Annotated in this window: 13 protein-coding genes; 8 read left to right on the top strand and 5 right to left on the bottom strand. The window is 45.0% G+C overall.

The genetic code is table 11. The features are described 5' to 3' along the window. Nucleotides 1-36: 36 nt before the first annotated feature. Complete coding sequence (locus ACJJIZ_RS09545; protein ID WP_444915983.1) at nt 37-1,011, bottom strand: hypothetical protein; 975 nt, start codon at nt 1,009-1,011, stop codon at nt 37-39. Nucleotides 1,012-1,490: 479 nt separating this feature from the next. After that, nucleotides 1,491-2,747 (bottom strand): hypothetical protein, encoded by a 1,257-nt coding sequence (locus ACJJIZ_RS09540; protein ID WP_444915982.1) that lies wholly within the window; start codon nt 2,745-2,747, stop codon nt 1,491-1,493. 345 nt (nt 2,748-3,092) lie between these two features. On the opposite strand from ACJJIZ_RS09540, the gene ACJJIZ_RS09535 reads away from it, so the two are divergent. From ACJJIZ_RS09535 to ACJJIZ_RS09525, 3 genes are all read left to right on the top strand, one after another. Next, complete coding sequence (locus ACJJIZ_RS09535; protein WP_444905907.1) at nt 3,093-3,548, top strand: Cif family virulence factor; 456 nt, start codon at nt 3,093-3,095, stop codon at nt 3,546-3,548. A gap of 421 nt (nt 3,549-3,969) precedes the next feature. Continuing rightward, complete coding sequence (locus ACJJIZ_RS09530) at nt 3,970-5,061, top strand: PA0069 family radical SAM protein (protein ID WP_444915981.1); 1,092 nt, start codon at nt 3,970-3,972, stop codon at nt 5,059-5,061. After that, the gene (locus ACJJIZ_RS09525; RefSeq protein ID WP_444912527.1) at nt 5,036-5,368 is read left to right on the top strand and encodes a GIY-YIG nuclease family protein; all 333 of its coding nucleotides are present in this window, start codon (nt 5,036-5,038) and stop codon (nt 5,366-5,368) included. The genes ACJJIZ_RS09530 and ACJJIZ_RS09525 overlap by 26 nt, the downstream gene beginning before the upstream one ends. Nucleotides 5,369-5,387: 19 nt before the next feature. Here ACJJIZ_RS09525 and tmpT read toward each other — a convergent pair whose 3' ends face one another. The 3 genes from tmpT to ACJJIZ_RS09510 form a co-directional block, all read right to left on the bottom strand. Continuing rightward, nucleotides 5,388-6,026, bottom strand: a complete 639-nt coding sequence (gene tmpT, locus ACJJIZ_RS09520) for a thiopurine S-methyltransferase (protein WP_444915980.1) — start codon at nt 6,024-6,026, stop codon at nt 5,388-5,390. A gap of 240 nt (nt 6,027-6,266) precedes the next feature. Continuing rightward, on the bottom strand, nt 6,267-6,776 hold the full coding sequence (locus ACJJIZ_RS09515) for a DUF1097 family protein (RefSeq protein ID WP_444915979.1): 510 nt from the start codon (nt 6,774-6,776) through the stop codon (nt 6,267-6,269). 360 nt (nt 6,777-7,136) lie between these two features. Beyond that, nucleotides 7,137-7,832: an SDR family oxidoreductase gene (locus ACJJIZ_RS09510; RefSeq protein ID WP_444915978.1), complete on the bottom strand. Its 696-nt coding sequence runs from the start codon at nt 7,830-7,832 to the stop codon at nt 7,137-7,139. Between the two features lie 55 nt (nt 7,833-7,887). Here ACJJIZ_RS09510 and ACJJIZ_RS09505 point away from each other — a divergent pair, with 55 nt between their 5' ends. The 5 genes from ACJJIZ_RS09505 (at nt 7,888) to ACJJIZ_RS09485 (ending at nt 12,371) form a co-directional block, all read left to right on the top strand. Beyond that, nucleotides 7,888-8,208 (top strand): DUF3301 domain-containing protein, encoded by a 321-nt coding sequence (locus ACJJIZ_RS09505; protein ID WP_444915977.1) that lies wholly within the window; start codon nt 7,888-7,890, stop codon nt 8,206-8,208. A gap of 42 nt (nt 8,209-8,250) precedes the next feature. Next, a complete protein-coding gene (locus ACJJIZ_RS09500; protein ID WP_444916200.1) occupies nt 8,251-8,436 on the top strand; it encodes a DUF1653 domain-containing protein in 186 nt (61 codons plus the stop codon). Nucleotides 8,437-8,821: 385 nt separating this feature from the next. Beyond that, the gene (locus ACJJIZ_RS09495; RefSeq protein ID WP_444898054.1) at nt 8,822-9,328 is read left to right on the top strand and encodes a phosphatase PAP2 family protein; all 507 of its coding nucleotides are present in this window, start codon (nt 8,822-8,824) and stop codon (nt 9,326-9,328) included. Further along, nucleotides 9,325-10,398, top strand: a complete 1,074-nt coding sequence (locus ACJJIZ_RS09490; RefSeq protein WP_444915976.1) for an MJ1255/VC2487 family glycosyltransferase — start codon at nt 9,325-9,327, stop codon at nt 10,396-10,398. The genes ACJJIZ_RS09495 and ACJJIZ_RS09490 overlap by 4 nt, the downstream gene beginning before the upstream one ends. Nucleotides 10,399-10,568: 170 nt before the next feature. Then, on the top strand, nt 10,569-12,371 hold the full coding sequence (locus ACJJIZ_RS09485) for an acyl-CoA dehydrogenase (protein ID WP_444915975.1): 1,803 nt from the start codon (nt 10,569-10,571) through the stop codon (nt 12,369-12,371). The last annotated feature ends 9 nt before the right edge of the window (nt 12,372-12,380 follow it).

Here is a 12,380-nt window from a genome sequence, read left to right as displayed (position 1 = left end):
TGCCAGTGCATTCGCACTTCGAATACAGACACACTCTCATTGAACACACTCATCTACAAGTAGAGACTTTACAAGTTTTAAGTATAACTCCACATACAAATGTGCACTCTCATGGCTAGTTAAGGGCTCACAATATCCAAATACAAAAATGGTATTTCTACAGGTGGTATACGTAATAACTATTAGCAGGTGGGTAACGTGGACTTGTACGACAATGCCTGACTCAATTTCAAAGTATTTAAGCCCACTAGTTAATCGCTGCATATTACAGGTATTAGAAACACAAATACCAACAGGGAATACAGTGACTTCTGGGAATGTAGGTATACATTGCGCAGCAAAAACGGCAACAGCTTCAGGGGATATCAATTTAAGTGTTGAGTATCCTTTTCTTCCTATAATGGGTACCGCTTGCTTTACTTTCCATTTACTACAGTTATTGGATTTCCGCACATTAAATAAATCGACATCCTTGAATCCAGACAAATTAAAATACTCACCCGTACTTTTTCTTAGTAGTTTAGGTTCTTGGCCAATATCGTCTCCCTCCCTCTCCTGAAACCTGTCTAGATCGCAAAAAAGTACCAATCTTGACTGGCCATCCAATGCAGTATGATTGCTAACAATGATGATCCACTCAACTTCATCATTCACGTTAACTTGCAAGGTAATCCCATAGGCGCAATTTTCTATGTCAACAAATTGATTTTGCTGCCAAAGGTATTCAATCTCATATTCTAATGATTTATTTAAATGCTTTATGATTAGAGGTACTTTTTCAAATTCAACATCACAAATGCAAGAAGCCTTGGTGCCCTTCTTGGCCCTCGCCCGAAGCATTGGGTGTCTTCTATGGATAAAGGTAAAACCTCTGCAAAATTGCTCGAAAGTAACAGAATCGCGGAGGCGAACACACGATATTAGCTGAGTTCCATCGTAAGACTCATTAGTCAATTCAATAAATAGAGCTTCTTGGGACCCCAACTCACGTGAGAGTGGCTCTTTCTCCATGCAGGCCTCACATTTGCTAATGGGTACATTACATGTAATACAAGAAGCATTATCCTCAGTATAGGAAAATAGTTAGAAACTGTTTGTTGATATTGGCTATTGATACAGAGAGCAGATCACTAAGACAGTCAGCACAATCACAATCTAGTTAACAATCGATTGATTCCTTCGTCTATACAGATAAAATATTAAAAAACATTGCTAATGGATAGATATCTTATTATTCCTCACTTAAATAGAATTCAACTAACCTTCGTATGAATATCGATTATTAATAACCTCTACAAGAATTTCTTTCCACCAAATCGTCATCACCACTATGGAGAAAATCATCGCAACCGAGTAAGAAATAGCAAATGCGCCTAGCAATCTATGTATTTAAATTGATATCTTAACCAACACAACACAAGAATAATTCAATCTTCCCTTGAAATCCTCACATAAAAACAAGAAAGCATTCTAGAAACCCTGTATAAAAACTAATGAATTAGACCACCAATAATATCCATATACCGCTTTATATACAGAAGAACACTATTTCGACTCAAAAGTGGTTCACAGTAACCAAATACAAAAACCGAATTCTTATTGGTTGTATATGAAATGACCGTCAATGGGTTTAGCCCATTAGTTTGGGTCACCATTCCTTTTTCAATATCAAAAAATTTCATCCTTCCACCTAATTTACTTAAACTTCCTACATTAGATACGCAAATACCGGCAAAGAAGGATTCTGAGCCAGAGATTGTCTCTCTTGCCATAGCTTCCACCTCAGCAACAGTGTATGCAGACACAATTTTTTTTGCCATCGGACGTTGTTTAGTTAGTACCGTGTATATTTGGGACTGTAAATTTTCAGCAAAATCTATGATATCAACCGATGTAGGGTCTTCAGGAATAGATAACTGAGTAGTTTGCGAAAACGAACCAATATGCTCTAATGGGATCGGGGGGGTACATAAGCCTCTTCCATCTAAAGCTAAAATAATCTCCTCTCCCTTTTTATAGGTTGGTAGGACTACTGAAGCAATGGAAGCAATTGCACAAAGAATTGCGGTTAACTTTACTCCTCGGTCTTTACCTATTTTTGCTAGCTGATGGAGATCTTCAGGACACAATAGTCTCGCTATTGCACCAGCCTGCCGTTTACTTGCCGGTGCAACCTTCTCAACAGGCCAGTTTAATTTTTGATCATCCGCATCATGAAATATATGTTTTTCACCTACATATCCAGCGACTTCTAAATTTTTAGCGATGCTTTCCCCAAGAGGTAGCGTTTCATTGTCTCTAAAGGGTTTATTTTTTTGTACTAACTGATCCAACTGCAAGAACAGAGTCATAATAGAACGACCATCCATAATCGCATGAATATTATTGACAATAACCCACTGCACTAAACCTTCATGATTGCAAAATATGCTTAGACAATATGCATATCTATCACTGTCTATATATTTTTTGGCCTGGTTTGAGTACTCTCCCTCAAAATCCATTTCCTTATCTAGCCGGTACACATCTATAGGTATTTCGGAAAAATTCACATCACAAACCCACCGATATTTATTATCTTTCTCGACGCGGGCTCGCAAGAGGGGATGATACTGGTGTAGTATTTTAAGGCCAGAACGTAGCGTATCAATTGCTAGAGGCTCACAAACTCGAATAAAAGAAATAAGTTGCAAGCCCCCTTTTGACTGCCTAGACAGCTCTACATGAAGAGCTTCTTGGCGTCCCATCTCCCGAGAGGGTATCTCCGATTTCATGGTTGAAGCTACCGTACCTATTAGGCATTCATACCAATTATAGAAAATAATAAAACCACATATAAATCAAACAATTACGACATAAAAAGTGAAGTGACACACTATCTCGTAGCTATGCACACCTAGCGGCTTTGTAGATAAGCTCACTTTCAGTTGATATCATAATGACAGCTTTGAATCTGCTCACTAATGACAGCACTAAATATTCAAGCGAGTCGGCATGGGTATTTTCAATATACAAAATAGAATTAAATATTAACTCATGGTCACCGGCTAGACAATCAAAGCTTTTAATTGAAATTAGACAAGGATAGAAATATGACAAATAATATGGAAATACAACAAGTTATCGATGAATTATATAGTGGAATCTCTGGCCCTTCAGGTTTTCAACGCGACTGGGAAAGACAGGCATCATTATTTTCCCCTGATGCGAAAATGATTCGCACATTTGTGGATAGCAATGGCAAGCCCCAGTCTACGATCCTCAGCGTCCAAGAATATCCAGAAAATTTTGAAAATCTAATCGCAGATCGCCCTTTCTATGAAGCTGAAATACACAACATTATCGAGCAATTTGGAAATATTGCTCACGTCTTCAGTATTTATGAAGCCTGGAGCGATAAGGAGAAAACCCAGTTCCTAAAAAGAGGGATAAATAGTATCCAACTATTAAACGATGGCGAATCCTGGAAGGTAGTGCATATGATTTGGGATGACGAAAGACCCGGGCTGACAATGGAATCGAAATACAACCCCGCAGTCACTGCCTAAGCAGTATTTACGAGTACAATTAGGGAGCCTCTGAATAACTCCATAATGCCTCTGCGGGTCTTGAAGGCTGCAGATGTTAGGCGCAGCTCGCCGCGAATGGCCGTAGCCCTTGGCAAGAGCTGCAACGCAGCAGCTGTGGCCTTCAAGGCCCGCCCTTCGGGGCTTGCAGAGCGATTCACACTCCGCGTTGCGACTTCTTGAAAGGTCTAGACATTCCTGCGAAGCCGCGCCTTGATTGTGAACCGCTCTGCACGCCAGAGGTATCATGGAGTTATTCAGAGGCTCCTTAGATCCTAAGAGGCATTGCCTCTTGGGGAAACCAAATCCAGACTTATTTTCCTCTCCAGGTAAATCCGCTAAGGCTTGCAATCCTTCAAAATTAAGGCGTAAACTGTACATTAATACAGTTATCGCTAAAAAAATGTCAGATCATCCTTCCACTAAAGCGCCATCCCCATGCAAGGGCCGAGGAACCGCTTCTAACCTCCCTGGGCGCTTTGCTGAACTATCCAGCTCCCGTGAAACTGATGGCTGGCAAATGGAGCCTGATCAGCCGGTGAGACTAATAACCTCATCCATTGAGGAAAAGGCGAAAACTATTATCTCAACTAATCAATCACCAGATATCCCTTTCTCCCAATCGATAAACCCCTACAGGGGATGTGAGCATGGTTGTATCTATTGCTATGCCCGCCCAGCCCATGCCTATATGGATTTATCGCCAGGCCTCGATTTCGAGACCAAGATTTTCTACAAGCCAAATGCTGCTGAGCTTTTAGAGAAAGCGCTACGAAAGAAGAGCTACCAGTGCAGTCCCATCGCTCTGGGAGCCAATACCGATCCCTATCAACCTCTGGAACGAGAGAAAGAGATAACCCGTGGTTTGTTGGAGCTTATGCAGGAGTTTCGCCAGCCGGTAACCATTGTCACCAAAAGCCAGCTAATCTTGCGAGACCTCCCACTGCTGGCAGAAATGGCACAAGATAACTTGGCCCAAGTCGCCATTAGTGTGACCACGCTAGATAATGCCCTTAAGCGCAAGCTTGAGCCAAGGACCGCTGGCCCTGCTGCTCGTCTGCGAACAATTGAACAGCTGAGTACAGCGGGCATTCCTACCGCAGTACTCGCTGCGCCTATGATCCCCGCTCTCAATGACTGTGAGCTGGAGTCGATTCTTGCAGCTGCACGGGAATCAGGGGCTGTAAGAGCCGCATATATCCTATTGCGCCTCCCCCATGAAGTTGCCCCTCTATTTCGGGAATGGTTAGAGGTACACTACCCAGAAAGAGCAAAGCATGTCATGAGCCTGGTGCAGCAAAGCCGTGCAGGTAAGGACTATCAAAGTGAATTTTCCCAAAGGCGAACTGGCACAGGCATATTTGCTCAACTGCTCCAAAGACGCTTTCAAGTGGCTATGAAAAAGCTGGGTTTGGATCATCGGCGCCTTACCTTGGATTGTTCCCAGTTCAAGCCACCGCCTCGCACTAATGAGCAGCAGGATTTATTCTCTTGAATCTATGGGCTATATAAAAAAGAAGGAAGAGCTGAGGGTGAATTGGTTTCTCTACCTTGTTCGAACGGCCAGAGGAACACTCTATACCGGTATAACCAATGATTTGGAGAGGCGTTTTGCTGAGCACTGTAGTGATGGCCCAAAGGCGGCAAAAGCACTACGAGGTAAGGGGCCCCTTACGCTCGTATTCTCTGTGGGGCTACCCGATAAATCAACCGCCTTGAAAATGGAGATAGCCATTAAGAAGTGGCCAAAATCAAAAAAGGAAAAACTAATACTTGGCTCTCATTCCCTGCCAGAAATTTAACTTGCAGAGAAAGCCATTATCACTTTGATGTTAACAACCATGCCTCTTCTCTTGCAGGAACCTTGCCTTTAAGTCCACCAACAACGTCTCTTGTCGCTAATACTTGTAGGCTATAATCGGCATCATAATATTCATAAATCAAACGGCTCCCAACAGAAAAAGGTGGGCCAGGCATCTGAGTTTGTTCATACTCGAAGGATACGAGGAGTTGAGGTGCGACCTGGGTAATAGCCATTAAGTGTCTGACATATTGCTCACGAATATCTGTGGGGAGGGCTACCAGTGCAGCCCGATCATAAATCGCTACAACCGGCCCCAACTCCTCTCTACCCAAATCGAATATATTGCCAACAAAAATATCGATGTTGGCACCAGAGTAGCACTTCAGATTACCAACCTGGCTTACCTTTGGGATTACTGCCATTTCACTGAAGAGCTGCTTCACGGCCGCCTCATTGAGTTCACAGCCAACGACTGAGATATTCTGTTCTAATAACCAAGCAATATCTTTCGTTTTGCCACATAGCGGCAAGAAAATCCGATCACCCGGAGACAGAGAGAGACTGGAAAAGAACTCTGTCAACAACGAATTGCCGGCCGCCTCGTGAAAGCCAATATCATTTCTTTTCCACTTATCGTGCCAAAATTCTTCCTTCACAACTGGCTCCTACAATCCAAGGTAAAAAAATAGATAAGAAACGAATTACATCAATGAAGAAGTGTTCTGTAGTATTCCATTTCGATACTACTTTCAGACCCATAGGGTTCAGTAAACGCCAAAGCCGTAACAAATACCATTGCTGTAGATAGCAATATACGTTTTACCATTGAACTATACCTCTATTCAATCTTACTGAACCCCTTACAACCCTTTCCCTCAAGCACTCAGATTAATCTTTCAACAAGTCCTTACTGCTCGTTGCTGACGCGGCCATAAAATATCAATCAGGCCGGCAAATACTGCACCGATAGATACCGTTGCAATCAGTTGAAAATAGGCATCCAAGGTAATGTCCAACTGCGCAAGAAACGCAATAATAATACCAATGGCATAGCTGGTGACATTCCGAATACCGGTCACCATTCCCATTGCCCATACACTGATAATCGAGAAAAGAAGTGCAATCGGCCCAACCAGGATACTTGGGTCAATTTGCCATTTATGTGCCGCTGTTTGAGCGCCCAACCCCAACCCCAGCCCGGTCACCACACATGCGAGATTGTAGGCACCTGCCCGCCAATCACGCCCCCTGGAGTAATAGGCAATAACACCCAACACCGCTACCCATATTGGCATTCCGCCCAGATAACCGACGAGTGCCGCAACAATGAGAATTGCAAGGATTGGTGACTTCAGTAACTTGGGGGACAAGCTTTTACGCTTGCTTAAAACACTGGGCCACTTCATGATTTCCACTCCTTCGAGGACACCTTGATAAGAGGTAAGATTCCTTGCCTAAAACGTAAAACCCGCCAACACTCTGAAAGGATATATCAGAACCATTCCTTGATATGAAGCTATTTTCAGTTAGTTCCCACTCTGGGGGATAGAAAACTTCTTCCGTATTCTTGCCCAATCTTGCAATCAGCAGGCAGTAGCACGAAGCAGACAAAACAGACTCACCCGCCGGCCATATGCAAAAAAAATGAAATGCATAAATTCGACTGATCAAGGCTACTCAAGCGACCGCGTATTCAGGCCGGCAGAGTGTGGGAGCTGCATTCTATTAGATTCTCAAAGGAGTTTTGTCACAGCCCATTACAAGCGTTACCAGGGAATTTCTGTCCCGTTATAGTTATAAAATCGACCCGTTTTTGCTGGCGTTGCTGATAAAAGCAGCTTTTTTAGTCCGCCGACACTTTCCTCAGCAGAAATCAGTGCTCCGGGGCCGCCCATAGCCGTTTTTACCCACCCCGGATGCAAAGCGAGAACCGTGATTCCTCTCGGCTCTAAATCGATAGATAAGCTTTTGACGACCTGGTTTACGGCTGTCTTTGAAGTTCGGTAGATATATCCCCCGCCAGAGCGATTATCAGCGATACTCCCAACCTTGCTGCTCATCACCGCGATTAGCTTGTGCTCGCTGGCCGCAACATTGTCACAAAAAGTTTCTGCCATCATATAGGGGGCGATAGTGTTGGACTCTAAAACTCGACGCCACTCTGCGCGGTCAACAGCGCCAAATCCCACGCCCTTCGGCCCGTAGTAACCTGCATTGTTGAGCAATATGTCTATCGGCTCTCCTTGAAAGGCCTTACCTAGAGAGATCATCTGTTCGTAGTCGGTCACATCCAGGCGAATCAACTGTATCGAGGGGTAGCGTTCTTGCAACACCGCGAGCTCAGCGGCTTTCTTCGGTTCCCGGCAACAAGCCAGGACCTTCCAGCCAATTTCGGCAAACTGGGCACACAACTCAAGCCCAATTCCGCGATTGCAGCCAGTAATTAAAATCGTGCCGGACATTGGCGCTCCTTAAATGGTATTCTTGCGGGAAAGCGATCATAGCAACTGTATAGCAATGTATTACACTCTCAGCGACATACTGTGGCTTTCCCTGTTCTTTGTGGTTCTTTGGTATATCTGGGCCAGTATGGCCGCTAAAGAGCACGTCCGGCGAGCCGCTTCTGATCACTGCCGACAGCTCGGTGTCCAACTGTTAGACGACACCGTGCTTTTGGTTCGTACTCGAATCAAAAAGGATAAGAGGGGGTTTTTCAGCCTTCACCGCAGTTACAAGTTTGAGTTTACTTCTACAGGCGAACATCGCTATTCAGGCACTGCTGTACTTCACGGGAATCGCATCCAACAGTTACAGCTTGCCCCCCACCACGTAAGTTAGAGGTACCCATAAAGCGGCCTATATCGTCACTACAAAGGAAATCTGTACGAGGTTTTACATACCGCAAAACATAGTGAATCCGAAGAAGTTATGGTTGTGTACCGAGCCCTTTATGGAGGCTATGGCGTCTGGGTGAGACCCCAAAGAACATTTAATGAAACAGTTTCTAAAAACGGCGTTAAATCTCCACGCTTTGAATTAGTCCAGGCATTTGACATAGCTGCCTGACCTGCCTGAAATATCATTAATTTTGGAGGGGCCATGCTTCCTCCAAAGTCACTTTATCTGTCTATTATTTTTTCCAATAAGATAAGCAACTTTCTTCAGTTATATCTGCACCCAATCCAACTCAATCTTTTGTCTAACTTGCTGGTACTCAGGTGTACTATCAGCTTACAACTGACCCCGAAAACCCCCAGCGTTTATTAATCGAATTACTTATAATTTTGATTTGGAATAATCTTGCGCCAACTATTCGTTGGATCTTTCAGCCTTTTAAATAAGCTCTTTCATTCTATTCTTCCCGCCTGGTCAAGATTTCATTATTGCGACATAAATCGGTCAAGTCCGTGCAATAATCGATTTGTAACTTGTCGGCATGCGAGGCTTACCGATGAATCTAAAGAGTTTTGATGTGTCCATAGTGCTGTATATGGTTGAGCGGGCATCACGCCCCAGCTCTCGCCGACGCTATCTGTGGCTATCTAAATCTGGGGATGGGTGGGCTGCCGGGGCACTTTTATTCACCTATGTATGGCTCAATTCAGCCATTCAACTGCTGTACTTGGCATGTACCGCAGTTGCCTTGGAGCGCGGATTGTACTGGGGGATAAAAAACACGACACGACGACTTCGCCCGCCCCAAGCAATCCCGGGCATGCGTCCCGTAATTGTGGCGCACGATCGTTTCAGCTTACCGTCGGGCCACACCTCATGCGCCTTCCTATTTATAACCGCGATGTCTATACAGGTGAGCCCCATGTGGAGCTTCGGTTATATCTGGGCCACCGGGGTCGGAGCCGCCAGGGTTGGCCTGGGAGTTCATTTCCCGTCTGATATTTGTGCCGGCGCTATTTTGGGGACCAGTGTCAGTTTAATTGTGAGTGCTGCCTTTATATGAAGATACTTTACGGCGTTCAATCCACGGGTAATGGGCACATCAGTCGCTCCCGTGCGCTGGCTAAGCAATTCGAAAAGTATCCAAATCTCGAGGTCCAGTGGTTATTTTCAGGCCGCCCAAGAGAAAGCTTATTTGAGATGTCTTCTTTTGGAGACTATTGGTGGCGGGAGGGAATGACTTTTATCCACAGTCATGGCCGCTTGAATAGTTTCGCAACACTGCGAAACATCAATGCAGTAAGATTCATCAAGGATATAAGAACACTGCCGGTTAATAATTTTGATTTAATTATCAGTGACTATGAACCTGTTACGGCCTGGGCAGCGAAATTTAAGAAAAAACGCAGCATCGGTATCGGCCATCAATACGCCTTTGAATTCCCGATCCCTGCACCTCGCAATAAGTGGGCATCCCGCACAGTACTAAAATCATTTGCCCCAACACAAGAAAGTATCGGTTTACATTGGCACCACTTCGGCAACCCAATACTACCGCCAATCGTCCCTCAGAAACCTGAACTCTCCCAAGAATTGGGTGAACATATTCTAGTTTACTTGCCTTTCGAACAGCCTATTCCGATGCTGGACGAACTTTCCAGGCTGCCCTATCGGTTTATCGTCTACGGTATACCCCACAATTTACCTACCTCTAGTAATATTCAAGTTAAGGCCCCCTCAATTAATGGCTTTCAGAAGGATCTGGCAACCTCTAAAGCAGTAATCTGTAATAGCGGATTTGAATTATTGGCTGAAACCCTGGCTCTGGGAAAACCCATTCTCAGTAGGCCTCTCGCCAATCAATTTGAGCAGGAAGCCAATGCCAAAGCGCTCGATCAGCTCAAACTGGCCACAATCGTAAAACAGATAAATGCCCATACGATCGACAAGTGGCTAACCAACTGCCCCCCTCCACTTCGGATAGTTTGGCCTGATGTGGCTCAATCACTGGGCAACTGGATTGCTTCCGGGTGCCGACAAAGTCCAGCTGAACTATCCTCCCAACTGTGGCGCAAGGTGGTACCAAAGCCCGTTGCAGACGCAGCACCAGTATTTCAAAGAATATCCGAGTAAAAGCACTCTAATAATCGCCAAGTCTATTCATAGAATCAGTCATTGCCCAGTGCACCCTCTCCACGTTTACATATACACTTGAATCGTAGTGTTCCAGCATAAAAATATTCAATGGAAAACTACCTGGAAATTAAACGGATTACCCAAAAAGAATAATGTAAGAGGTAAACATGGCCCATCAGCTGCTCAACGAGCGTGAAATCGATTTTTTGCTTTACGAATTTTTAGATACCGAGGCCCTAATCAATCGCCCTCGATACAGTGAGCATTCCCGTGAAATTTTTGATGCAACACTGAATACTGCACACACCATTGCAGAAAAATTTTTCGCTAATCACAACGCCAAAGGCGATGCGATTGAACCGAGCTTTGATGGTGAAAACGTCAGCGTTATCGAAGAAACCAAACAGTCCTGGGATGCTTTTGCCTCTGCAGGATTTCTTGCCGCTCACTGTGATGCTGAGGAAGGTGGGCTGCAATTGCCAGAAGTTATTCTGCGCACAGCTCTCGCTTATATGGCTGCAGCAAACGTTGCCAGTGCTAGCTACCCGTTCTTGACCATTGGCGCGGCCAATCTGGTGCGCACTTTCGCCAGTGAGTCGCTTAAAAAGAAATTCCTTCCACAAATGTTGGACGGGCGTTTTGCCGGGACTATGGCACTAACTGAACCGGATCAGGGCTCCGCGCTGTCAGACATTCGCACTAGCGCCGTACCAGAAGAAGACGGCAGCTACCGCATTCATGGGCAGAAAATGTATATTTCTGGTGGCGATCAAAACCTCACTGAGAATATCGTTCACCTGGTTCTGGCAAAAATTAAAGGCGCACCCGCAGGCGTGAAGGGAATATCACTTTTTCTGGTTCCCAAATTCCTTCTGGACGAGCAAGGGAAACTGGCAAAACGCAATGATGTAAAACTCGCAGGCCTGCTACATAAAATGGGCTACCGCAATACCACATCAACGGTATTGAGTTTTGGTGAAGACGGTGGCGCTATAGGCTACCTGATCGGTGAGCCCCACCAGGGCCTGAAGTATATGTTCCAAATGATGAATGAAGCCCGTATCAGTGTGGGAGCTGGCGCTTCTGTACTTGGATACCAGGGGTACACTTACTCTCTTGAGTACGCCAAGGGCCGCCCGCAGGGGCGTATGCCCTCTAACCGAGATCCTGAATCCAAACAGGTCCCTATCGTCCAGCATGCCGATGTTCGCCGTATGCTACTGATGCAAAAAGCCTATGCTGAAGGTGGCTTAAGCTTGAGTGTTTATGCCACCTCACTTTACGAGGATGAGCATACAGCCCCTACAGAAGAACAGCGCAACAATGCTGCAACACTGCTCGATCTGCTAACTCCCGTAGTAAAATCCTGGCCTTCCAAGTACTGCCTAAAAGCTAATGAGTTGGCGATTCAGGTTTTGGGGGGAGCGGGTTATATTCGTGAATACCCGGTAGAGCAGTTGTATCGAGACAATCGCCTTAACGCAATTCACGAAGGTACAGAAGGCATCCATGCCCTGGATTTACTGGCCCGGAAAGTACCGTCAAAAAATCTTGCTGGCTACCAACTGTTACAGGCAGAGATCCGCAATACGATTATGCAGGCCAGGGATAAACCTAAGCTCGAATCTATGGCCAAAATGCTGGAAGAAGCCCTGGAAAAGTTGGATGAGACAAGTTTTGCATTATTCTCCCAGCTTCAGAAAGATGTGGATCGCGGCCTGGGTAATGCCACCCTATACTTGGATTTATTTGGCTGTACCGTAGTCGCCTGGTTGTGGCTACAGCAGGCAGTTATCGCAGAAAAAGCACTGGAAAAGAATCCTAACAGTGAAGCTCAGGATTTTTACCAGGGTAAATTACACACTGCGAAATACTATTTTGAATGGGAGCTACCAAAAACAGAGACAGCTATCGCACTGCTGAAATCAGGCAATAGCGTTCCTTTCGACATGCAGGAAAATTGGTTCTAGTTAAACGAC

The organism is Microbulbifer maximicatervae (SeqCode) (assembly GCF_052467225.1).
This window is presented reverse-complemented; position numbering and strand designations above follow the sequence as displayed.

What these genes read in the sequence shown, in the direction of transcription:
- ACJJIZ_RS09505 (WP_444915977.1), top strand. Translation starts at nt 7,888, where the DNA reads ATGTATTACACTCTCAGCGACATACTGTGGCTTTCCCTGTTCTTTGTG.
- ACJJIZ_RS09535 (WP_444905907.1), top strand. Translation starts at nt 3,093, where the DNA reads ATGACAAATAATATGGAAATACAACAAGTTATCGATGAATTATATAGT.
- ACJJIZ_RS09545 (WP_444915983.1), bottom strand. Translation starts at nt 1,011, where the DNA reads ATGGAGAAAGAGCCACTCTCACGTGAGTTGGGGTCCCAAGAAGCTCTA.
- ACJJIZ_RS09530 (WP_444915981.1), top strand. Translation starts at nt 3,970, where the DNA reads ATGTCAGATCATCCTTCCACTAAAGCGCCATCCCCATGCAAGGGCCGA.
- ACJJIZ_RS09525 (WP_444912527.1), top strand. Translation starts at nt 5,036, where the DNA reads ATGAGCAGCAGGATTTATTCTCTTGAATCTATGGGCTATATAAAAAAG.
- ACJJIZ_RS09515 (WP_444915979.1), bottom strand. Translation starts at nt 6,776, where the DNA reads ATGAAGTGGCCCAGTGTTTTAAGCAAGCGTAAAAGCTTGTCCCCCAAG.
- ACJJIZ_RS09510 (WP_444915978.1), bottom strand. Translation starts at nt 7,832, where the DNA reads ATGTCCGGCACGATTTTAATTACTGGCTGCAATCGCGGAATTGGGCTT.
- ACJJIZ_RS09490 (WP_444915976.1), top strand. Translation starts at nt 9,325, where the DNA reads ATGAAGATACTTTACGGCGTTCAATCCACGGGTAATGGGCACATCAGT.
- ACJJIZ_RS09485 (WP_444915975.1), top strand. Translation starts at nt 10,569, where the DNA reads ATGGCCCATCAGCTGCTCAACGAGCGTGAAATCGATTTTTTGCTTTAC.
- ACJJIZ_RS09540 (WP_444915982.1), bottom strand. Translation starts at nt 2,747, where the DNA reads ATGGGACGCCAAGAAGCTCTTCATGTAGAGCTGTCTAGGCAGTCAAAA.
- ACJJIZ_RS09495 (WP_444898054.1), top strand. Translation starts at nt 8,822, where the DNA reads ATGAATCTAAAGAGTTTTGATGTGTCCATAGTGCTGTATATGGTTGAG.